The 22,206-nt window shown below is 53.7% G+C and carries 23 protein-coding genes; 7 read left to right on the forward strand and 16 right to left on the reverse strand.

The features are described 5' to 3' along the window. Nucleotides 1–147: 147 nt before the first annotated feature. Nucleotides 148–615: an outer membrane lipoprotein SlyB gene (gene slyB, locus HV107_RS21655; RefSeq protein WP_182060780.1), complete on the reverse strand. Its 468-nt coding sequence runs from the start codon at nucleotides 613–615 to the stop codon at nucleotides 148–150. A gap of 253 nt (nucleotides 616–868) precedes the next feature. Here slyB and anmK point away from each other — a divergent pair, with 253 nt between their 5' ends. The 5 genes from anmK (at nucleotide 869) to pdxY (ending at nucleotide 5,450) form a co-directional block, all read left to right on the forward strand. Further along, a complete protein-coding gene (gene anmK / locus HV107_RS21660; RefSeq protein ID WP_182060781.1) occupies nucleotides 869–1,993 on the forward strand; it encodes an anhydro-N-acetylmuramic acid kinase in 1,125 nt (374 codons plus the stop codon). A 94-nt stretch (nucleotides 1,994–2,087) separates the two neighbouring features. Beyond that, nucleotides 2,088–2,411, forward strand: coding sequence for a C-type lysozyme inhibitor (mliC, locus tag HV107_RS21665; RefSeq protein ID WP_182060782.1), 324 nt, complete (start codon nucleotides 2,088–2,090; stop codon nucleotides 2,409–2,411). Nucleotides 2,412–2,468: 57 nt separating this feature from the next. Further along, a complete protein-coding gene (gene pdxH, locus HV107_RS21670) occupies nucleotides 2,469–3,125 on the forward strand; it encodes a pyridoxamine 5'-phosphate oxidase (protein WP_182063569.1) in 657 nt (218 codons plus the stop codon). A 123-nt stretch (nucleotides 3,126–3,248) separates the two neighbouring features. Next, nucleotides 3,249–4,523, forward strand: coding sequence for a tyrosine--tRNA ligase (gene tyrS, locus HV107_RS21675; protein ID WP_182060783.1), 1,275 nt, complete (start codon nucleotides 3,249–3,251; stop codon nucleotides 4,521–4,523). Nucleotides 4,524–4,589: 66 nt separating this feature from the next. Beyond that, complete coding sequence (gene pdxY, locus HV107_RS21680) at nucleotides 4,590–5,450, forward strand: pyridoxal kinase PdxY (protein ID WP_182060784.1); 861 nt, start codon at nucleotides 4,590–4,592, stop codon at nucleotides 5,448–5,450. Nucleotides 5,451–5,540: 90 nt separating this feature from the next. Here pdxY and gstA read toward each other — a convergent pair whose 3' ends face one another. From gstA to blr, 12 genes are all read right to left on the reverse strand, one after another. Then, the gene (gene gstA / locus HV107_RS21685; protein ID WP_182060785.1) at nucleotides 5,541–6,146 is read right to left on the reverse strand and encodes a glutathione transferase GstA; all 606 of its coding nucleotides are present in this window, start codon (nucleotides 6,144–6,146) and stop codon (nucleotides 5,541–5,543) included. Nucleotides 6,147–6,254: 108 nt separating this feature from the next. Then, nucleotides 6,255–7,763, reverse strand: coding sequence for a dipeptide/tripeptide permease DtpA (gene dtpA, locus HV107_RS21690; protein ID WP_182060786.1), 1,509 nt, complete (start codon nucleotides 7,761–7,763; stop codon nucleotides 6,255–6,257). A 613-nt stretch (nucleotides 7,764–8,376) separates the two neighbouring features. Then, complete coding sequence (gene nth, locus HV107_RS21695; RefSeq protein WP_014069985.1) at nucleotides 8,377–9,012, reverse strand: endonuclease III; 636 nt, start codon at nucleotides 9,010–9,012, stop codon at nucleotides 8,377–8,379. Beyond that, entirely contained in the window at nucleotides 9,009–9,695 is a 687-nt protein-coding gene (locus HV107_RS21700) for an electron transport complex subunit E (RefSeq protein ID WP_166716823.1), read from the reverse strand. Before HV107_RS21700 ends, nth begins: the two co-directional genes overlap by 4 nt. 2 nt (nucleotides 9,696–9,697) lie before the next feature. Further along, a complete protein-coding gene (rsxG, locus tag HV107_RS21705) occupies nucleotides 9,698–10,318 on the reverse strand; it encodes an electron transport complex subunit RsxG (RefSeq protein WP_182060787.1) in 621 nt (206 codons plus the stop codon). Nucleotides 10,319–10,327: 9 nt separating this feature from the next. Next, nucleotides 10,328–11,380, reverse strand: a complete 1,053-nt coding sequence (gene rsxD / locus HV107_RS21710) for an electron transport complex subunit RsxD (protein WP_182060788.1) — start codon at nucleotides 11,378–11,380, stop codon at nucleotides 10,328–10,330. Continuing rightward, complete coding sequence (gene rsxC / locus HV107_RS21715; RefSeq protein WP_182060789.1) at nucleotides 11,381–13,405, reverse strand: electron transport complex subunit RsxC; 2,025 nt, start codon at nucleotides 13,403–13,405, stop codon at nucleotides 11,381–11,383. It lies immediately after the preceding gene. Next, nucleotides 13,398–13,976, reverse strand: coding sequence for an electron transport complex subunit RsxB (gene rsxB, locus HV107_RS21720; RefSeq protein WP_182060790.1), 579 nt, complete (start codon nucleotides 13,974–13,976; stop codon nucleotides 13,398–13,400). The genes rsxC and rsxB overlap by 8 nt, the downstream gene beginning before the upstream one ends. Beyond that, nucleotides 13,976–14,557: an electron transport complex subunit RsxA gene (gene rsxA / locus HV107_RS21725; protein WP_008500564.1), complete on the reverse strand. Its 582-nt coding sequence runs from the start codon at nucleotides 14,555–14,557 to the stop codon at nucleotides 13,976–13,978. The genes rsxB and rsxA overlap by 1 nt, the downstream gene beginning before the upstream one ends. Nucleotides 14,558–14,634: 77 nt before the next feature. Then, nucleotides 14,635–15,075 carry a DUF2569 domain-containing protein gene (locus HV107_RS21730; RefSeq protein WP_182060791.1) on the reverse strand — a complete coding sequence of 147 codons (441 nt, stop codon included), beginning with the start codon at nucleotides 15,073–15,075 and terminating at the stop codon, nucleotides 14,635–14,637. Between the two features lie 87 nt (nucleotides 15,076–15,162). Further along, nucleotides 15,163–15,378, reverse strand: coding sequence for a transcription modulator YdgT (gene ydgT, locus HV107_RS21735; protein WP_006174966.1), 216 nt, complete (start codon nucleotides 15,376–15,378; stop codon nucleotides 15,163–15,165). Between the two features lie 234 nt (nucleotides 15,379–15,612). After that, the gene (blr, locus tag HV107_RS21740) at nucleotides 15,613–15,738 is read right to left on the reverse strand and encodes a division septum protein Blr (RefSeq protein ID WP_168162139.1); all 126 of its coding nucleotides are present in this window, start codon (nucleotides 15,736–15,738) and stop codon (nucleotides 15,613–15,615) included. Nucleotides 15,739–15,981: 243 nt separating this feature from the next. On the opposite strand from blr, the gene HV107_RS21745 reads away from it, so the two are divergent. After that, entirely contained in the window at nucleotides 15,982–17,022 is a 1,041-nt protein-coding gene (locus HV107_RS21745) for an oxidoreductase (RefSeq protein WP_182060792.1), read from the forward strand. A gap of 45 nt (nucleotides 17,023–17,067) precedes the next feature. Here the strand turns inward: HV107_RS21745 and add are convergent, their stop codons facing one another. The 3 genes from add to malX form a co-directional block, all read right to left on the reverse strand. Continuing rightward, nucleotides 17,068–18,069 carry an adenosine deaminase gene (gene add / locus HV107_RS21750; RefSeq protein ID WP_182060793.1) on the reverse strand — a complete coding sequence of 334 codons (1,002 nt, stop codon included), beginning with the start codon at nucleotides 18,067–18,069 and terminating at the stop codon, nucleotides 17,068–17,070. A gap of 96 nt (nucleotides 18,070–18,165) precedes the next feature. Then, nucleotides 18,166–19,338, reverse strand: coding sequence for a MalY/PatB family protein (locus tag HV107_RS21755; protein ID WP_182060794.1), 1,173 nt, complete (start codon nucleotides 19,336–19,338; stop codon nucleotides 18,166–18,168). Between the two features lie 48 nt (nucleotides 19,339–19,386). Beyond that, a complete protein-coding gene (malX, locus tag HV107_RS21760; protein ID WP_182060795.1) occupies nucleotides 19,387–20,979 on the reverse strand; it encodes a maltose/glucose-specific PTS transporter subunit IIBC in 1,593 nt (530 codons plus the stop codon). Between the two features lie 178 nt (nucleotides 20,980–21,157). Between malX and HV107_RS21765 the strand changes: the two genes are divergently transcribed. Beyond that, the gene (locus HV107_RS21765) at nucleotides 21,158–22,186 is read left to right on the forward strand and encodes a Mal regulon transcriptional regulator MalI (RefSeq protein ID WP_182060796.1); all 1,029 of its coding nucleotides are present in this window, start codon (nucleotides 21,158–21,160) and stop codon (nucleotides 22,184–22,186) included. Nucleotides 22,187–22,206 lie beyond the last annotated feature (20 nt).

The following is a 22,206-nucleotide window of genomic DNA, read 5'->3' on the forward strand; positions in this document are numbered from 1 at the left end:
AGTTTAACAACGTCATGAAGAAATACTTTGCGCAGGAGCAATATAAGAAGGGAAACTAAATAGCAGAGAAAGGTATTTTGTAAATATATATATTTAAATGATGGATATTGTAAAAGGATGCAGCCAGTGGCCGCATCCTCTTTGGTATTAACGCGGGGAAACGGTAACCTGGCTACCGTTGCTGGCCAGAACAACACGCTGACCGGCTGCAAAGTGGGTGCTACCCTGTTTTTGCACAACCATAATGGTGTTGCCGTCGTCCTTACGGATTTCCAGTTCAACCCCCTGAGTCTTGTTCATCGCACCCTGGACGCCCTGGCCTGCGACACCACCGGCTACGGCACCTGCTGCGGTTGCCAGAGAACGACCCGTACCGCCACCTACGGTGTTACCCAGGAAGCCACCCAGTACTGCACCGCCGATTGCGCCTACAACATTGTTGTTATCGCCGCCCTGAATTTGTACAGGACGTGCATTAACGATAGTACCGTAAGTCACGTTCTGAACCTGTTTAGCCTCAGACGCGCTATAAACGTCACCGGAAAGGGAATCGTTATTCACACAACCCGCCAGCGTCAATCCAATCAGCGAAACGCCCAGTACACGTAAAATCATTTGAATCTCCTGTTCACCAAAAACGCCCAGTGGGGCATCCGTTATGGCTAAATTATATGGCATAAGAGGCCATAGTTCATATCTTTGCACTAACAATAGGAAAATTGTACTTGAATTTGGCTTAACGAGGCATAAACAAAAAGCCCCCCGGTTACGTGTCTGACATTGTTAAAAAATATTATCGCTGCATAGCAAAGCGACGCCGTTTATGGTGGAGTGTGGGAAACTCGCTCACGAAACGTAAGGAAAGCGCATGAAATCGGGTCGCTATATTGGTGTGATGTCAGGTACCAGTCTTGATGGTGTCGATGTTGTTCTGGCTGCCATAGATGAAAACATGGTGGCACAGCAGGCGAGTCTGACATGGCCGATCCCTGTTTCGCTGAAAGAGGCTATCCTGGGCATTTGTCAGGGCCAGCAGCTGACGCTGTCACAGCTTGGTCAGCTTGATGTGCGTCTGGGCGCGCTCTTTGGTGATGCGATACTGGCTTTGATGCAAAAAGAGAAGCTGCAACCGCAGGATGTGGTGGCTATCGGCTGTCACGGGCAAACGGTCTGGCATGAACCCACCGGCGACGCGCCGCACACGATGCAGATTGGCGATAACAACCAGATTGTCGCCAGGACCGGTGTGACCGTCGTGGGCGATTTTCGCCGTCGGGATATCGCGCTGGGTGGTCAGGGTGCACCGTTGGTTCCCGCATTTCACCAGGCCTTGCTGGCGCACCCAACAGAACGCCGGATGGTGCTCAACATCGGCGGCATCGCCAACCTGTCAATGCTTATCCCGGGCCAGCCTGTGCGTGGCTATGATACCGGGCCGGGCAATATGCTGATGGATGCCTGGATCTGGCGTCAGTACGGAAAACCTTACGACAAAGACGCCCAGTGGGCCTGTGAAGGAAAAGTGATTATTCCTCTTTTACAGTCCATGCTGAGCGACCCATATTTTGCAGCGCCTGCGCCAAAAAGCACGGGGCGAGAGTATTTCAACTATGGCTGGCTTGAACGCCAGCTTATGCCATTCCCTGCACTTTCCCCAAAAGATGTACAGGCGACGCTTGCGGAACTGACGGCCACCTCGATTTCCGAACAGGTTCTCCTCAGCGGCGGATGTGAACGCCTGCTCGTGTGTGGCGGTGGCAGCCGCAATCCGCTGGTGATGGCGCGTCTGGCCGGGCTACTGCCAGGCACTGAAGTCACGACGACGGACGATGCCGGGATCAGCGGTGATGATATGGAAGCGCTGGCCTTTGCCTGGCTTGCCTGGCGCACCATCGCCGGGTTACCGGGAAATCTCCCTTCGGTAACCGGTGCGCGTGAAGCGAGCGTGCTTGGCGCTATTTTCCCGGCAAATCCACGCCATAATCAGAGTTAACTGAAATTCAGCACTGCGTGTAGCCGTTAAAATGGAAAGAAAACAGGAGGGCAGCAATGTCCTCCAGGACCAGGATAGTCTTCGGAATACGCCCATGAAAAAACTTCTTATTATTGCCGTGCCTTTACTGCTGTCAGGGTGCAGCGTCTATAACCAGTTCGTTGAACGTATGCAGACCGATACCCTGGAGTATCGTTGCGACGAAAAACCGCTGACCGTGAAGATCAACAACCCCCGTCAGGAAGCCAGCTTTGTATTTGACAACAAACTGCTGAATCTGAAGCAGGGCATGTCTGCGTCAGGTGCGCGTTATACCGATGGCATTTATGTTTTCTGGTCTAAAGGCGATGAAGCAACGGTCTACAAACGTGACCGCATTGTGCTGAACAATTGCCAGCTACAAAATCCGAAGCGTTGAGATTTTTACAGGGGCGGCGCACAATAGCGCCACCTAATGTCAATTTCAGCTAACGCCATGTCAGATAACGACGAATTGCAGCAAATTGCGCATCTGCGCCGTGAATACACCAAAGGCGGCCTGCGTCGCAAGGATCTTCCCGCTGAACCCCTGGTGCTTTTTGAACGCTGGCTGAAACAGGCCTGTGAAGCAAAACTTGCCGACCCGACCGCAATGGTTGTTGCCACGGTTGATGAGACCGGGCAGCCGTATCAGCGCATCGTGCTGCTGAAGCATTACGATGAGAAAGGGCTGGTGTTTTATACCAACCTGGGCAGCCGTAAAGCACATCAGATTGAAAACAACCCGCGTGTGAGCCTGCTGTTCCCGTGGCATATGCTGGAACGTCAGGTCATGGTTACAGGGAAAGCCGAGCGTCTTTCCACCCTGGATGTGCTGAAATATTTCCACAGCCGCCCGCGCGACAGCCAGATTGGTGCCTGGGTCTCTAAACAGTCCAGTCGAATCTCTGCCCGCGGTGTACTGGAAAGCAAATTCCTCGAGTTAAAACAAAAGTTCCAGCAAGGTGAAGTCCCGTTGCCGAGCTTCTGGGGCGGATTCCGCATCCCAATCGAGCAAATGGAGTTCTGGCAGGGCGGCGAACATCGCCTGCACGACCGCTTTTTATACCAGCGCGAGAACGGTGGCTGGAAAATCGACAGGCTGGCGCCGTAATCCCCGAAATTGTTGTTTAAGCGCTAGCGCTACGTGCGCCAGCGCTTTATTCTATGTACCTTTCGCATCAGGCGAAAAGTCGTGTACCGGCAAAGGTGCAGTCGTTTATACATGGAGAATTTGATGGCAAGCAGTAACTTGATTAAACAATTGCAAGAGCGGGGCCTTGTGGCCCAGGTGACGGACGAAGAAGCGTTAGCAGAGCGACTGGCGCAAGGCCCGATCGCGCTCTATTGCGGCTTCGATCCCACCGCTGACAGCTTGCATTTGGGGCATCTAGTTCCATTGTTATGCCTGAAACGCTTCCAGATGGCAGGTCATACGCCTGTTGCACTGGTTGGCGGCGCGACCGGTCTGATTGGTGACCCAAGCTTTAAAGCTGCTGAGCGTAAACTGAACACCGAAGACACCGTGCAGGAGTGGGTGGACAAGATCCGCAAACAGGTTGCGCCTTTCCTCGACTTCAACTGTGGCGAAAACGCTGCAATTGCCGCGAACAACTATGACTGGTTTGGCGGCATGAACGTGCTGACTTTCCTGCGTGACATCGGTAAACACTTCTCTGTTAACCAGATGATAAACAAAGAAGCCGTGAAGCAGCGTCTGAACCGTGACGATCAGGGCATCTCTTTCACCGAGTTCTCTTACAACCTGCTGCAAGGTTATGACTTCGCCTGCCTGAACAAACTGCACGGCGTGTCCCTGCAAATTGGCGGTTCAGACCAGTGGGGTAACATCACCTCCGGTATCGATCTGACCCGTCGTCTGCATCAGAACCAGGTGTTCGGCCTGACGGTTCCACTGATCACCAAAGCCGATGGCACCAAGTTTGGTAAAACTGAGGGTGGCGCAATCTGGCTCGATCCGAAGAAAACCAGCCCGTATAAGTTCTACCAGTTCTGGATCAATACCGCAGATGCTGACGTCTACCGCTTCCTGAAATTCTTCACCTTTATGGACATTGAAGCCATCAATGCGCTGGAAGAAGAAGACAAAAACAGTGGTACAGCACCTCGTGCGCAGTATGTTCTGGCTGATGAAGTGACCAAACTGGTTCACGGTGAAGAAGGCCTGGCTGCGGCAAAACGCATTACCGCAAGCCTGTTTAACGGTACGCTGAGCGATTTAAGCGAAGCGGACTTCGAACAGCTGGCGCAGGATGGCGTGCCGATGGTTGAGATGGAAAAAGGCGCAGACCTGATGCAGGCGCTGGTGGATTCTGAGCTGCAACCGTCCCGCGGTCAGGCTCGTAAGACCATTGCCTCTAACGCCATTACCATCAACGGTGAAAAACAGACCGATCCTGAATACACCTTTGTTGACAGCGATCGTCTGTATGGCCGCTACTCGCTGTTGCGTCGCGGTAAGAAGAATTACTGTCTGGTGTGCTGGAAGTAATCAAAAGTATGCAGGGGCGTGGGAAACCACGCCCCTTTGTTTTTTCAGGGTTGTGGTAAGCAAAAAATGAAGAATATCCTCGCCATTCAGTCCCATGTTGTATTCGGACATGCTGGCAACAGCGCAGCGGAATTCCCGATGCGTCGCCTTGGTGCCAATGTCTGGCCGCTTAATACCGTTCAATTCTCTAACCATACCCAGTACGGGAAATGGACCGGCTGCGTGATGCCGCCTTCGCATCTCACGGAGATTGTGCAGGGCATCGCTGATATCGACCAGCTCAAACGCTGTGACGCGGTGTTGAGCGGTTATCTGGGCTCAGCAGAGCAGGGCGAACATATTCTTGGTATCGTGCGTCAGGTGAAGGCGGCGAACCCTGCGGCGAAATTCTTCTGCGATCCGGTAATGGGGCACCCTGAGAAGGGCTGCATCGTGGCGCCTGGCGTGGCTGAGTTTCACGTACGACACGCGCTGCCCGCGAGCGACATCATTGCACCAAACCTGATTGAGCTGGAGATCCTTTGCGAGCATCCTGTGAACAGCGTAGAAGAGGCTGTGAGCGCCTCTCGCGAGCTGATTGCGCAAGGACCTGAAATTGTACTGGTGAAGCACCTGGCCCGCGCAGGGCTGAGCCGTGACCGTTTTGAGATGCTACTGGTGACGAAAGACGAAGCCTGGCATATTAGCCGTCCACTGGTTGATTTTGGCGTGCGTCAGCCGGTTGGGGTTGGCGATGTGACCAGCGGCCTGCTGTTGGTGAAATTGCTGCAAGGCGCAACGCTTCGCGATGCCCTGGAGCATGTAACTGCCGCGGTGTATGAAATTATGACGGCGACGAAAAATATGCAGGAGTATGAGTTGCAGGTGGTTGCGGCACAGGATCGTATCGCGAAGCCGGAGCACTATTTCAGCGCAACGCAGCTTTAGACACCGCCCGGCGGCGCTACGCTTGCACGGGCCTACGGAATTTGTAGGCCGGGTAAGCGTCAGCGCCACCCGGCAACACAGGCCGTTCGGTTAATTCAAACCTTCCGCTTTTAGCGCCGCAGCGACCGCAGGGCGCGCCGCCATCCGCTCCATATACGATGCAATATGATCTAACCCTTCCAGGTTCAGCTTAACCGCACGCGCCCAGCGCAGGACGGTAAACAGATAGGCATCTGCAATGGTGAAACGCGGGCCACAAATCCACTGATCGTCTTTCAGCGACTCATTAATGTACTGAAGTTTTTTCTCCAGCAGGGCACGCACGGTAGGTTTGTACTCTTCCGGTGTGTCCGGGCGGAACAGCGGCGTAAAGCCTTTGTGCAGCTCGGTCGCGATATAGTTCATCCACTCCAGCGTCTTATAACGAGAGATACTGCCGGTCGGTGCCAGCAGCTGGCGATCAGGGACGTTATCCGCCAGGAACTGCATAATGGCAACGCCTTCCGTCAGCAGTGTACCGTCATCCAGCAGCAGCGCCGGAACTTGTCCCTTCGGGTTAATAGCAAAGAAATCATCGCCGTTTTCCAGGCGTTTTTTCATCAGGTCAACGCCGTCCAGCGTGAAATCTTTGCCGCTCTCGCGCAGGGTAATATGGGAAGCAAGAGAGCAGGCGCCCGGTTTGTAGAACAGTTTCATCGGTAACTCCTTTTTGCTGAGGTTTCAGCTATGTTAGTGCGCGAACGAATAAAAAAAAAGCCGCTAACACAAAGTTAACGGCTTCTGTTCAGTCGTTCCCCGATGACATTATGCTGTTGCGGTTTCGGTCGCTTTAGCAGTTTTGTCGTCGTCCTGAGTCATACGATTCAGTTTAGGCGCAGTCAGCAGCATCAGCACGGCGATAACTGCGGTGGCAATACCAATCTGCATGAAGACCGTACCGTAGACGTTCAGAGAAACCAGCGGATCGGTCACGTTCTCTGGAACGGCCATCAGGTTAGCAATCTTACCGGCGATAATCGCTGCACCGGCAGTGGTCAGGAACCAGCTACCCATGATGAAGCCCATCAGACGCTGTGGGACCAGCTGAGCAACCATCGCCAGACCCAGACCGGAGATCATCAGTTCACCAATAGACTGGAGAGCATAGCTCAGGATCAGCCAGTTAACGGAGACGATACCTGCATCGGTCGCAAATTTGGTACCCAGTGGCAGTACCAGGAACGCGCCAGAGCACAGCACCATACCAATCGCGAACTTGTGCGGCATTGGCAGACGGTCACCCATCTTGTTATAGATAGCGGCCAGAATCGGGCTACCAATCATGATCCAGAATGGGTTCAGGGCCTGATACTGCTCCGGCTCGAACGCGATACCCAGAATGGAGTGCTCAACGTTACGGATAGCGAAGAAGTTCAGAGAAGTTGGCATCTGGCTGTACAGCACGAAGAAGATAATCGCTTCCAGCATCAGGATGAACGCAACAATCATCTTACGGCGAGCAGCACCCTGCATGGCGAACGCTTCTTTCGCGAAGATGCAGACGATACCCAGTGCAACCACGCCCAGCACAGCACGTGCCACGCCCTGGTTGTGCAGCAGCCAAGTGGCGATTGCCGCGAGGATCACAACACCCACGATGGTTGCCAGCAGCTTGCCCACATGCACAGGTTCGAAGTCTGGTTTTGAACCGTAGTCTTTAACCCACTTCTTGCAGAAGGCGAAGTTAACAACGGTGATCAGCATCCCGACAACAGACAGGGAGAACGCAACGCTCCAGCCGAATTTCGCGGCCAGCCATGGCGTTGCCAGCATAGAGAAGAAGGAACCGATGTTCACGGACATGTAGTACATGGTGAATGCACCGTCCAGACGCGGGTCATCTTTGTTGTAGCAGGTAGAGAGCAGGGAAGACGGGTTCGCTTTGAACAAACCGTTACCTACTGCGATGGTCGCCATACCCATGTAGACCACAGCCGCATCGTGACCGGACCATGCAACCAGTGCATAACCTACTGCCAGGACGATTGCGCCCAGCATGATGACACGTTTGGTACCCAGAACTTTATCACCCAGCCAGCCGCCGATAGCGACCAGACCGTACACCAGAGCACTGAATGAAGAGAACAGCGTGATGGAATCCGCTTCGGACATACCCAGTTGCTTAACCAGGTAAACCGCCATGATCCCTTGCAGGCCGTAGTAACCAAAACGCTCCCATAACTCGATAGAGAAGATGAGATAGAACGCTTTAGGTTGTTTGAAAGCGTTAAGACTTATGCTCTCATCTGTTGGTTTATTGTTTGCAGTAGACACATATACCTCTTTTTTTACATCCCATATTAACGGGGGTGTTCATAGCGTGATGGCCGTAGTCCATCCGCCTTATAGTTATATTGGGAGGGGAAACGGCGGGTAATGTTCACTATCCTGACCTATCTGGCAATACGTTTGTAATAATCTGTTACATATAACTGATGCGGCATAATACTCGGTTCATTCAAATGTTATTCAGCGTTAAATTTCATTGGTTAAGGATTGTTGGTTTTTTTCACTACCACAAACCCCCAAAAGACCGTATTTGGCAATATGTTCTGCTATTTGACCTTACTGGCAGTGATATAGCCCATATTCTGAAAAATGACTGGTCTTATCTGCGGTAAAGGATCGGTTAAATATTGTCTGGCAAAGGGTTTACACAGCTTTTCACAACAAAAATCCAACATGGAGTTATCAGAGTGATCTCGATCACAGATGTATAGAAATTTTTGGTGATGAAAAAACAATTAACCTGTTTGAGTGTTAAATGACCGAACAATCGACAGGGTTAAGGATGGCTAATGCGGACAATAAGTGGCCGAAAGGAAGGTTCACAGTAAGGCCTTCCTTTCATAACGATTTGATATGAGGTCAGAAAGAGAAAAAGGGGTCAGGGATACACTTTTTCTTTAAATTCGCAGAGGTCTTCAATGATGCAGGAGCCGCAGCGCGGTTTGCGCGCAATACAGGTATAACGTCCGTGCAGGATAAGCCAGTGGTGGCAATCAACCTTAAATTCGGCGGGAACCACTTTGAGCAGTTTCTCTTCAACCTGCTCGACATTTTTACCGGGGGCGAAGTTGGTGCGGTTAGAAACACGGAAGATATGGGTATCTACAGCAATCGTTGGCCAGCCAAATGCCGTGTTAAGCACAACGTTCGCAGTTTTCCGGCCTACACCGGGTAACGCCTCGAGCGCCGCGCGATCTTCTGGCACCTCGCCACCGTGTTGTTCAAGCAAAATTCGGCAGGTCTTAATGACGTTCTCGGCCTTGCTGTTGAACAAACCGATAGTCTTGATATAGGACTTAACACCTTCTACACCGAGCTCCAGCATCGCCTGCGGCGTGTTGGCGACCGGGTAGAGCAGGGCAGTGGCTTTATTGACGCTCACGTCCGTAGCCTGTGCTGAGAGCAGCACGGCAATCAGCAGCTCAAACGGCGAGTTAAAGTTCAGCTCTGTAGTCGGATGAGGGTTTTCATCCCGCAACCGCGTCAGGATCGCAATGCGTTTCTCTTTGTTCATGAGGCTTTCTCGGGTATCCCTTCCTGCACGCTGCGCTCAGCGGCGCGGCGTTTACGTTTCTCATCAATGAGATATTTTATCGCCAGCATCATGCCAAGGCCAATAAATGCGCCAGGCGGCAGCATGGCCAACAGGAACGGTGTATCCGTATGGAACACCTCGATGCGCAATGCTTTTGCCCAGCCACCCAGCAGGGCGTCCGCGCCGTCAAACAGCGTACCGTTCCCCAGAATTTCACGGATGGAACCGAGGACAAACATGGCGCAGGTGGCGCCCATACCGATGGAAAAACCGTCCAGCGCAGACATCGCCGGGCTGTTTTTCACCGCGAAGGCTTCAGCGCGCCCAACCACAATACAGTTGGTTACGATAAGCGGAATGAAGATCCCGAGCGACTGGTACAGACCAAACGCGTAGGCGTTAATCAGCATCTGCACGATACTCACTACCGAGGCGATGATCATCACATAAATCGGGATACGGATTTCTGATGGTGTCCAGCGGCGAAGTGCAGAGATGGACAGGTTGGTCAGGGTCAGCACCAGCGTTGTCGCTAGGCCTAACCCAAGTGCGTTGGTTGCGGTCGATGTTACCGCCAGCAGCGGACACATTCCCAGTAGTTGCACCAGTGCGGAGTTGTTCTTCCACAGCCCCTGGACAATAACCTCTTTAACCTGGCTCATGATTACTCCTCACAGGCCGGAAGATTGTTGATCTGCGCGGGCAGCGTTTCGGCATACAGCCCGGCACGTTTTACGGCGTTGACTACCGCACGCGGGGTGATGGTGGCGCCGGTAAACTGGTCGAATTCACCGCCATCTTTCTTCACCGCAAAGGCGGTATCATCTTCACCATGGATCACTTTACCGGCGAAATGCAAAATCCAGTCGCTTAAGCGCAGCTCAATTTTGTCCCCAAGACCGGGGGTTTCGTGGTGCTGAGTCACACGCGTACCCAGCACTGTACCGGAAAAATCAGCGCCGACCAGCAGCTGTATTGCCCCTGAGTAACCGTCTGGCGCGGTGGCTTCCATCACGACACCGACGGCTTTATCCCCTTTACGGGCAATAAAAATCCGGTGCGGGCCTTTCCCTAACGGAGCAGCCTGAACGACAAAACAGCTTTTTTGCAGGTCATTGTCGTAGAAATCCGCCGGGATAACCTGGTCGAAGAGAGCCTTCTGTTGCTTCGTCGCCTGTTCTTCAATGGTCGTTTTGGTCAGCGCATTCACCAGCGCCGTCAGCCCCGTCAGTACCGCAGCGAAGATGGCCAGCGTGACGCCGTGTTTTTGCATCGTTTTCAGCATAGCAGGCTCCTAGCGGTGGCCGTACACGCGGGGACGCGTGTAGTAGTCGATAAGCGGAACGGTGATGTTGGCGAGCAGTACAGCAAACGCCACGCCATCAGGATAGCCGCCAAAGCTGCGGATAAGCCACACCAGCAACCCCGCCAGAGCGCCGAAGATCAAACGGCCACGGTTGGTGGTCGATGCGGTCACCGGGTCAGTTAAAATAAAGAATGCGCCCAGCATGGTTGCACCCGAGAGCAGGGGCATCTGCGGGCTGGCCAGGGATTCAGGAGAAAACACCCAGCCCAGGGTCGAGCAGACGGCGAGCGTCACCAGGAAACTGACCGGAATATGCCAGCGAATCGCCTTCTGCCACAGCAGGAACACGCCACCCAGCAGATATGCCAGATTCACCCACTGCCAGCCTGCACCGGCGAGTACGCCGTTGTAGATGGCCGATTTCATGATCTGCTCAACGCTATGCCCGGCATGAAGTGAGGTTTTAAACGTATCAAGTGGGGTCGCCTGGCTGATGCCATCCACACCCATGCGAAGCGCGTTCATATCTGCACCCATCGCTGTATGGCCCGTGAAAATAACGTGGAGCGCATCCATAAAGCCTGGCACTGTTGCGGCAATGTCATGTGGTGGCAACCAACTGGTCATCTGCACCGGGAAAGAGATAAGCAACACCACATAGCCGATCATCGCCGGGTTAAACGGGTTATGCCCCAGACCGCCATAAAGCTGTTTTGCGATAATGACGGCAAAAACGGTGCCCAGCACCACCATCCACCACGGAGCGAAAGGCGGAATACTGATGGCCAGCAGCAGGCCAGTCAAAAGCGCGGAGTTGTCGCTGAGGGTGCGGGTAACATCCATCTTACGTAGCGTCAGCACCAGTGCTTCAGCTGCTAAAGCGGTAGCACAACCCAGGACTAACTGGAAAAGGGTTCCCCAGCCGAAAAACCAAAACTGCACGGCGATGCCCGGCAGGGCCGCCAGGCAGACCAGCATCATAATGCGCGATGTCTGGCGCTGGTTATGGGTGAAAGGGGAACTTGCGATTCTGAAAACCATTTAATCCTCGTTAACTGCTTGCTGCGCGGCTTTCTTTGCCTGAACGCGCGCAATCGCGGCAGCGACTGCGGCTTTGCGTGGATCGTCATTTGCAGCCAGAGGCTGCTCTTCCTGCTGTGCCGCTTTACGGGCTTTGGCCCGGGCGATGGCGGCTTCTACAGCCGCCTTACGCGGATCTACAGGGGCTTCAGGCTCTGCATGTTGTATGTGTTGTTCTGCTTTGCGTGCTTTGGCCCGGGCGATAGCGGCTTCAACAGCGGCTTTTCGCGGGTCAACGGGCGCTTCTGGCACCACCACAACGTCCTGCTGTTCTGCTTTGCGTGATTTTGCCCGGGCAATGGCTGCTTCTACGGCCGCTTTGCGCGGGTCAACAGCTGTTTCCGGCTGTGCGTTTTGCGCTTTTTCCGCCTGACGAGCACGGGCCTCTGCCTTGCGTGCTTCACGCGCGGCAATCGCTTCACTGTTATCCGGTTTTGTTCCCGCCGGGATCACTACCGGCTGCGCAGCCGAGGCTTTTTTCTCACGAACCCGCGCCAGGGCGGCATTGATCGCATCCTGATCTTTCTCAGCGGGTTGCACGGCCGCTTGTTTATGGCGCTCCTGGCGAGCCGCTTTCTCACGCTCAAGACGTGCCTGACGTGCTTCAAAACGGGCTTTTGCTTCGGCGGCACGTTTCTCTTCCATCGAGATGGCGTAAATTTCGGCCTTCTCCTGGCGGAAATACTGCACCAGTGGGATATTGCTCGGGCACACCCAGGCACAGGCACCACATTCTATGCAGTCGGTAAGATTGTGTGCTGTGGCTTTATCGTGCTGCTGGCCTTTGCTGTACCAGTACAGTTGCTGGGGAAGAAGATCCGCCGGGCAGGCGTCAGCACAGGCGCTACAGCGAATACAGCCTTTTTCTTCCTGCTCTTCACCCATCTCTGTGGCAGAAGGGGCGAGCAGGCAGTTAGTAATTTTAACGACCGGGACATCCAGCCACGGCAGAGTAAAGCCCATCAGCGGGCCGCCCATAATCACCATCTGTTCACTGCCGCAACAAAAACCGGCCTGTTCCAGCAGGTGACGCACCGGTGTCCCTAAACGCGCCCAGACGTTCCCAGGGCGAGAAACCGATTCACCGGTCAGGGTGACAACACGTTCGGTCAGCGGCTCACCGTCAACAACCGCACGTTTCACCGCATAGGCGGTGCCCACGTTTTGCATCAGCACGCCAATATCAGACGAACGCCCGCCGTGCGGAACCTGTTTGCCGGTCAAAATTTGCGTCAGCTGCTTTGCACCACCGGAAGGGTACTTGGTTGGGATAACGCGCAAACCAATGTCGTGGCTGCCTGCCAACACCGCACGCAGCATGGAAATCGCCTGCGGTTTGTTATCTTCAATGCCGATCAGCACTTCGCGTGGTTGCAGAATGTGTGCGAGGATACGAATGCCTTCCACGACCTGTGCCGCGCAATCCTGCATCAGACGGTCATCCGCGGTAATATAAGGTTCACATTCCGCAGCGTTGATAATTAAGGTCTGGATTTTGTCGCCGCCGCCACGCAGTTTGCTTCCCGTCGGGAAGCCTGCGCCGCCAAGACCGGCCACGCCAAACTGATGAATACGTTCGATGAGCGCATCGCGGCTATGGGCAGTGTAGTCGCTCCAGCCATCGCGATCGATCCAGCGGTCCTCGCCGTCAGCGTCAATAATGACGCTCAGCTCAGTGAGCGCAGAAGGATGCGCAACGGTGTGCGGCGCAATCGACACCACTTTACCGGACGTCGGCGCGTGAACAGGCAGCATACGTCCGCGACCAAAGGTCAGCGGCTGGCCGCGCAGCACGATATCGCCTTCTTTCACGCACAGCTCACCCTCAGCGCCAATATGCTGTTTTAGTGGCATAACGTAGCGGGTCGCCAGCGGAATTTGACGCAGCGGGGTGCCGTTAGACTGGGTTTTCATTTCTGGCGGATGAATGCCACCATCAAAGTCCCAAATCTTCTCTTTTCTGAAAGCAGAAAATAACTTAAGCATGTTGTTCCACAGGAATGATGCGAACCGGAATGGTCTGAAGATCCCACTTCCAGCTATCGGTAGTCGTTTCGACCGGACGTAACTCGATACATTGCGTCGGGCAAGGCGCGACGCAGAGGTTACAGCCGGTGCACAAATCCGCCACAACGGTGTGCATAGCGCGGGTTGCGCCGACAATGGCGTCGACAGGACACGCCTGAATACATTTGGTGCAGCCAATACAGTTTGCTTCGTCGATAACAGCCAATACGCGAACGGGCTCCTGCACATCTGCATCGCCATCAGCAGGCTGCGGATCAACGTTAAGCAGCGCGGCGATTTTCAGCATTACCGCTTCGCCACCTGGCGCACAACGGTTGATTTTCTCACCCTGCACACCAACAGCCTCTGCATAAGGGCGGCAGCCAGGATAGCCGCACTGCCCACACTGACTTTGCGGCAGAAGCTCATCAATTTTTTCAACAACCGGATCGTCCTCAACCGCAAAGCGGCGGGAGGCATAACCCAGAATGACGCCAAACACTAATCCCAGCACGCTGATAGATGCGATGGCAATCCAGATAGCATTCATTACAACTTCACCAGACCACTAAAGCCCATAAAGGCCAGAGACATTAAACCTGCGGTAACCAGCGCAATGGCATTTCCGCGAAACGGCGCAGGGATATCCGCTGCCGCCAGGCGCTCACGAATAGAGGCAAACAGCACCATGACCAGAGAGAAACCGACTGCTGCGGAGAAACCATACAGTGCCGATTGCATGAAATTATGCCCGAGGTTGATGTTCAGCAATGCCACGCCCAGTACGGCGCAGTTGGTGGTAATGAGCGGCAGGAAGATGCCCAGCAGGCGATAAAGCGCCGGGCTGGTCTTACGCACCACCATTTCGGTAAATTGCACCACCACCGCGATAACCAGGATAAAGGCCAGCGTACGCAGATAGGTTAAACCCAGCGGGATGAGTATCCAGGTATCAATCCACCAGGCGCAAATAGACGCCAGCGTCATGACGAAGGTTGTCGCCAGCCCCATGCCCATTGCTGTTTCCAGTTTTTTGGACACACCCATAAACGGGCATAGGCCAAGGAACTTCACCAGTACGAAGTTGTTAACCAGCACAGTTCCGACAAAGAGCAGTAAGTAATCGGTCATTATTCAGCCTGAAATAAAAAAAGCCGCCTATTATCTGATAAACCAGAACAGGCGACAACAGGATAACTGTAAGGTTATTACGGGTTCACAAAGGTTTTTTTCACGCGCGACGAGCGTTTGAAATAAGGGACCAACAGTGATGCCGCCAGCAGCGGAAAGAGCAGCTGACGAACGGCCAGTGCATCAGATACGGGCGAGAAAGCAAAGGCTTTCACCGCCAGCAGCACAGAGATAAGCAGCCAGATAATGTAGTGTTTAGGCACACTTTGACGGCGCTTAAAAAAGGCGATGGTCAGCCATAGCGTGTAATACCACATGGCTATCGCAAAGACGAAAGACGCAAACCACAGCGCAATCTTGCCTGCACTCTGGGACATCAGGGTCTGGATCGCATGAGGGGTAATCAGTGCGGTGGTATAGAGCAGAAGCGCCAGAGATGCGCTTAATAATGCAACCAGCAGCCATGCCAGCGGGGCGATTAACCAGCCTCCGATTTTTTCTCCAGGCGATGCGGTCATGTTCTCTCCCATAAGTCTGCGCGAAACGTTATATAGCCAATTTGCAGGGCGCAGAGTATATAACATTTCGCGCGGATGGCTACTTTCTTATAGTACGTAACGCCATACAGACTTAGGGACTTCGCCAACATTGAACAACCGGCCACCAGAGACGAGCTCTGCACGGCGGTGATCGGCTGCACGATACATATTGATGATTTCCTGATTATCCGACAGCGTGTAGTTCAGATGGTCAAACAGTTTTTCCAGGCTCTCAAGCGAATTGATCTTGCGAAATTTTAATAAATAGTCCTGAACTGTCATATTAATGAGTTTCCATATAAAAGTGAGTAATACCAGTGAAGGTAATTCGTTCGAATAATAAACGGATTAATAAAGACGTAAACAGCCCACTCAGGTAATGCGACTAAATTAGGAGTTTTCTTTGCTGAATGATTCAGGCATCAGACGATGCCTGGATGAGAAGGTTAACCCTCTTCAACACGGCTGGCAATATGAAACTGACATAATATGTCACTCTTTATTACCGCATTGAGGTTATTTCGGTTGTGCGACTGTGACAGGCTCCGGCGGCTGGTAGTTATCGATATGGCTGGCAACACCCAGCAGCACAACCGAAACTCCAAGGACAATCCATCCCGCTAATTCAATGATTCGATTAATTATTGACGTCATGATTCGTGTTTGTAATTTATCCATAAATACAGATTGCAAATGTTACAGCGCAACATTCGCCACGGCAAGCGCTTTGGGAACGGTTTCCCTAAAGAAAATCAGCAGGTTAAATCTATGTAACAAAAATAACCAACACAGGATGCTATTTTAAGTCATATCGCACATTATTAATCTGTTCAGACTTCAGAATAGCCAGTGTGAAATAAGAACATCATCTGCGAGGGTAACTATATGAATGACAACATCCGTGTCGGGCTTATTGGTTATGGGTACGCGAGTAAAACATTTCACGCTCCTCTGATTGCCGGGACTCCAGGAATGGAACTGGCTGTGATTTCAAGCAGCGATGCGGCAAAAGTCCATGCCGACTGGCCGACGGTTCCTGTTGTTTCTGAGCCAAAGCATCTTTTTAACAATCCTGATATTGATTTGATTGTGATCCCAACCCCAAACGATACCCACTTTCCGCTGGCAAAGGCCGCGATGGAAGCGGGTAAACATGTGGTGGTGGATAAACCCTTTACTGTGACGTTGTCACAAGCGAGAGAGCTGGATGCGCAGGCAAAAAGTGCGGGCCGGTTGCTGTCGGTATTTCATAACCGCCGCTGGGACAGTGATTTTTTAACGGTTAAATCTCTGATAAGCGAAGGCGCGCTCGGCGAAATTGCGTATTTCGAGTCTCACTTTGACCGGTTTCGTCCTCAGGTGCGTGACCGCTGGCGCGAGCAGGCTGGGCCCGGCAGTGGTATCTGGTATGACTTAGGGCCGCATTTGCTCGATCAGGCAGTGTATCTGTTTGGTTTGCCGGTGAGCCTGACTGTCGATCTAGCCCAGCTAAGGCCCGGAGCGCAGACAACAGACTACTTTCACGCAGTGTTAAGTTATCCGCAGCGGCGCATTGTCCTGCACGCCACCATGCTGGCGGCAGCAGAATCTGCACGGTATATCATCCACGGCACGCGTGGCAGCTACGTGAAGTTTGGCCTTGATCCGCAAGAAGATCGTCTCAAAAATGGCGAGCGTTTGCCGCAGGAAGACTGGGGTTATGATATGCGCGATGGCGTGTTAACGCGTTTCGAAGGAGAGGAGCAGGTTCAGGAAACCTTACTGACGATGCCCGGTAACTACCCGGCTTATTATGCGGGGATCCGCGATGCGCTAAATGGGACGGGGGAAAATCCGGTTCCGGCAAGCCAGGCCATTCAGATTATGGAACTGATTGAGTTGGGGATGGAATCTGCCAAACATCGCGCAACGCTTTGTCTGGCATAAATGTTAAGGGCCGGGTGGTAAACGTATCGCCACCCGGCAAATGGCTTAACCGCGGGCCACTTTATCTTTAAGCGCCTGTTTCTCCGCAGGCGTTAAGAAGGCAATTTCCAGCCCGTTAATCTGTGCCTGGCGGATCTGTTCGCGGCTCAGACCTGCCTGCGGTGCCGCAACGGTATACTCGTGAATAATATCGACACCCTGTACCGCCGGATCATCAGTGTTCAGCGATGCCAGCACGCCATGCTCCAGGAAGGTTTTCAGCGGATGCTGCGCAAGCGTTGGCACGGTGCTGGTCTGGATGTTGGACGTCAGGCAGGATTCGATCCCGATGCGCTGTTCTGCAAGGAAATCCATCAGGGCGCGATCTTCAACAGCTTTTACACCGTGACCAATACGCTCAGCCCCCAGCTCGCGGATAGCCTGCCAGATGCTTTCCGGGCCTGCGGCTTCGCCAGCATGGACGGTGATATGCCAGCCGGCATCACGTGCGCGGTTGAAGTGGGAGAGGAACAGGCTGCCAGGGAAGCCAAGTTCATCGCCCGCCAGGTCAATGGCCGTTATCTGATCCCGGTGCGCGAGCAGCGCTTCCAGCTCCTGCAAGCAGGCCGCTTCACCGAACGTGCGGCTCATAATACCAATCAGGCGGGCCTGTACGTCGAAGGCCTTGCAGCCATCACGCACACCTGCAATCACCGCTTCAACCACGCCAGCCACTGGCAGGTTGTGGGTCATCGCCATGTAGCCTGGTGAAAAACGCAGTTCGACATAGTGCAGGCCGTTACGCGCGGCATCTTCAATATTCTCGAAAGCAACACGGCGGCAGGCATCGAGGGAGGCCAGCATCTTCACGCCCCAGTCGAGCTTGCTCAGGAAGCTGACCAGATCCGGTTCATTCGACGTGACCTGAACGTGTGGGATCAAGGTTTCAAGTGTTTGAGCAGGAAGAGTTAAATTGAACTGGCGGCCAAGATCGAGAATGGTTTGGGCACGAATGTTACCGTCAAGGTGACGATGAATATCAGTTAAAGGAAGGCTTGTATCAATCATGGTCGCACTCTTTTCTGGTTAAAGTGCGCCATATTATAAAAACAAAACGGGGTAAAAAGCTATTTGCGCAAGGTAATATTCCGTTGCGCAAGTCAATTAGAGGAGTGCGCTAATCCCGGCAATAAGCCGCTGAACCCCTTGCTCAAGCTTGCTGCGCGGGCAGCCCGCGTTAATGCGGACAAAACCGTTACCCTCTTCACCGTAGGTATATCCCGGCATAATGGCGACTTTTTGCTGCTCAATCAGGACTTTTTGTAGCGCTTTGTCATCAATGTCCAGAGGGCTTAAGTCTATCCAGGCAAGATACGTCGCCTGAGGGGGCTGCCAGTTCAGATTCGGAAAAGCGCTGTTCAATTCACGCGCAACGTAGTGCAGATTCTCTTCCAGATAACGGCGTAACGCATCCAGCCAGGGGGCACCTTGCTCATAAGCTGCAATGTGCGCCGTCAGCGCCAGCACGGAAGGGGAAGAGAGCCCATCGCGGCCTTTCAGCGCGCTCAGGTAGGCATTGCGGCTTTCATCATCGCCAATCAAACCGTATGCTCCGGTAAGTGCCGGAATGTTAAAGCTCTTGGAGCCCGAGGTCAGCAGGGCCCATTTTCCGCGCGCAACTTCATTCCACGGGGTATGGTGGTGCTCACCCCACACCATATCCATATGGATTTCATCGCTGATGACCGCTACGTTATATCGCGCGCAAAGTTCCGCCATCCGGTGCAGCTCTTCCCGTGTCCATACTTTACCCGTTGGGTTCTGCGGGCTGCACAGCAGCAGGATTTTGTTTTCCGGCCTGGCGAGCGCGGCTTCCAGTGCCGCCATATTGCTCAGCCAGCCAGCAGCATTTTTTTCCATCGCCACGGGCACAACAGTGCGCTGATTGCCGTTGATGGCATTGTAAAAGGCGTCATAGGCTGGGGTATGTACCACAACGCCGTCACCTGCGTCTGACCAGATACGAATCAGCTCCGACACCATATAAATGACCGATGGGCCATAAACAATAGACGCTGTATCAATGCGGCTGTTAAAGCGATGCTGGAACCAGTGTGCCACGGCGGCAAGAAACTCATCGTTTTTCCAGCGGCTGTAGCCGAATACACCGTGGCTGATGCGTTGATGTAATGCATCGGTAATACAGGGGGCGGTGGCAAAATCCATATCCGAAATGGTAAACGGCAGCAGGTCGGCGGCGCCGAAACGGTCGGCAACATAATCCCACTGGGTGCACCAGGTGCCGTGTCTGTCTACAACGGTAGAAAAATCAAACATCACATTGGTCCTTAAAGTAAAACCCCCTCACGAAGAGGGGGCGAGGCATCAGGCTTCTACTGTTCGCATCAGGGTAGCCAGCTCATCTTTGACTGACTGTACCTGCGGGCCGATGACAACCTGCAAATTATGCTGATTCAACTGCACCACACCGATGGCGCGATTTGCCTTCAGGGCATTGGTGTCGACCTTCGACATATCGTTAACCGACAGACGCAGGCGCGTAATGCAATTATCCAGTGAGGTTATGTTATCCGTTCCGCCAAGCGCCGCCAGAATTGCAGGGGTGTTATAGCCGGATTTACCCACTGTCCCGGCAACGGCTTGTTCAACGCCGCTAGCGGTATCAGTATCGCGGCCCGGGGTTTTCAGGTTAAAGCGGGTGATAGCAAAGCGGAAGATCCCGTAGTACACCGCGAACCAGATAGCCGCCACAACCGGCACCAGATACCATTTGGTCGACAGGCCGTGCAGGATGCCGAACACCACAAAGTCAATCACGTTGCCGTCGGTGTTACCGATAGTCACGCCCAGCACCGCCATGACGGTAAAGCCCAGACCGGTCAACACCGCGTGAATGAGGTACAGCACCGGGGCAACAAACAGGAACAGGAATTCGATAGGCTCGGTTGTGCCGCCTACAACGCAGGCAATCACGCCAGAAATCAGCAGGCCTTTAATTTTATGGCGATTTTCCGGGCGTGCACAGTGGTACATCGCCAGCGCAGCACCTGGCAGGCCGCCGAGGAACGCAGGCATTTTACCCTGCGACAGGAAGCGGGTTGCGCTCTCAGAGAAGCCGTGAGTGGTCGGGCAGCTCAGCTGTGCCTGGAAGATGGTCAGCGCACCACTGACATCGTGACCACACACGTCCATGGTACCTCCCGCTTCGGTAAAGCGGATCAGCGCCACGAGGATATGTTGCAGACCAAATGGCAGCAGCAGACGTTCGCCCGTACCAAAGATCATCGGGCCAAAATCACCGGCACCGTTAATGATGCGCCCGATTCCGTTAATGCCCAGCGCAAAGACCGGCCAAATGAGAGGAATAATCAGACCAAACAGGCCCATGACCACCAGGGTGACGATCGGGACAAAACGTGTGCCACCAAAGAACGCCAGCGCATCCGGCAGGCGGATATTGTGGAAGCGTTCGTGCAGCATCCAGATAATAACGCCCGCGATCACTGCACCCAAAATACCTGTATCAATAGACTGAATGCCAATGACGCTCTGAATGTTGTTTGCTTTCAGTACGGCGGCATCGGTTGTTGGCAGGATGCCTTTCGCCGTCAGCCAGAAGTTAACGGCAAGGTTCATCACCGCGTAGCCGACAAACCCGGCGAAAGCGGCAACGCCTTTGTTTTCGCGCGCCAGCCCGAGCGGGATCGCGATACAGAACATAACGGGCAGGAAACTAAATGCAAAGGAGCCGACCTTACTCATCCAGATGAAGATCGCCTGTAACACAGGGGCGCCGAGGAACGGGATCAGCGTAATAACATCGTTACTGCTCAGCGAGCTGCCGATCCCCAGCATGATCCCGCAGAAGGAGAGGAGTGCCACGGGCAACATAAAGGTTTTACCCAGTTGCTGGAAAAACTCCCACAGCGATATTTTTTGTGCTGCTTTCGTCGTCATAAAACGACTCCTTTATTGTTAAAATAGGTTTTCCTGCTTCAATGCTGCGAGAAGATAAAACGTTTTATCAAACTTTAGTGCGCGCTAAATCACATTCTCAGGCTTTCGCAGGGAGTATAAAGATAACGTATTGATAAAACGTTTTACCGATCTCATTATCAGGGAGTCACGCCAACACATGGCTGTAGCGAAAAAAATCACCATCAACGATGTCGCACTGGCGGCTGGCGTGTCTGTCAGTACCGTTTCGCTGGTTCTTAGCGGAAAAGGGCGCATCTCTTCCGCCACGGGTCAGCGAGTTAACGAGGCTGTTGAGCAGTTGGGTTTTGTGCGTAATCGCCAGGCATCGGCGTTGCGCGGCGGGCAAAGCGGTGTGATTGGGTTGATTGTGCGCGATCTGACCTCACCGTTTTACGCAGAACTGACCGCCGGTCTGACCGAAGCGCTGGAAGCGCAGGGACGAATGGTGTTTTTGCTGCACGGCGGGCGCGAGGCCGATCAGCTTCTACAGCGTCTGGATATGTTGCTGACGCAGGGCGTTGATGGCGTGATTATCGCCGGGGCGTCCGGTGTCGGCAGTGAACTGTGCGAGCGCGCCGCCGCAAAAGGCGTGCCGTTGGTGTTTGCATCGCGCGCCAGTTACCTAGACGAAGCGGATACACTGCGTCCTGACAACATGCAGGCCGCACAAATGCTGACCGAACATCTTATCCGTCGTGGCCATCAGCGTATCGCCTGGCTGGGCGGGAAAAGTTCCTCCCTGACGCGGGCTGAGCGGGTGGGGGGGTATTGCGCCACGCTGATTAAATACGGGCTGCCGTTCCACAGTGAGTGGGTGGTGGAGTGCGAATCCAGCCAGAAGAAAGCCGCCGAGGCGATAGGTTCGTTACTGCGCAGTAACCCAACAATTAGCGCCGTAATTTGCTACAACGACACCATCGCGATGGGGGCATGGTTTGGCCTTATGCGCGCGGGGCGTCAGAGCGGTGAAGGAGGCGTTGAAACGTTCTTTGGTCAGCAGGTAGCGTTAGGTGCTTTTGCTGATGTCAGCGAAAATGCGCTGGACGATCTGCCCATCGTCTGGGCAACCACACCCGCACGCGAGATGGGACACACGCTGGCTGACCGGATCATGCAGCGAATCGAGAACACCGAGGTACAGGCCGGGCATCAGATTGTGACGGCACGGCTGGTACCGGTGAAGTAACTCTCAGCACATTGCCCGGC

Origin of the sequence: Enterobacter sp. RHBSTW-00175 (assembly GCF_013927005.1) — a bacterium.
Taxonomy (GTDB): Bacteria; Pseudomonadota; Gammaproteobacteria; order Enterobacterales; family Enterobacteriaceae; genus Enterobacter.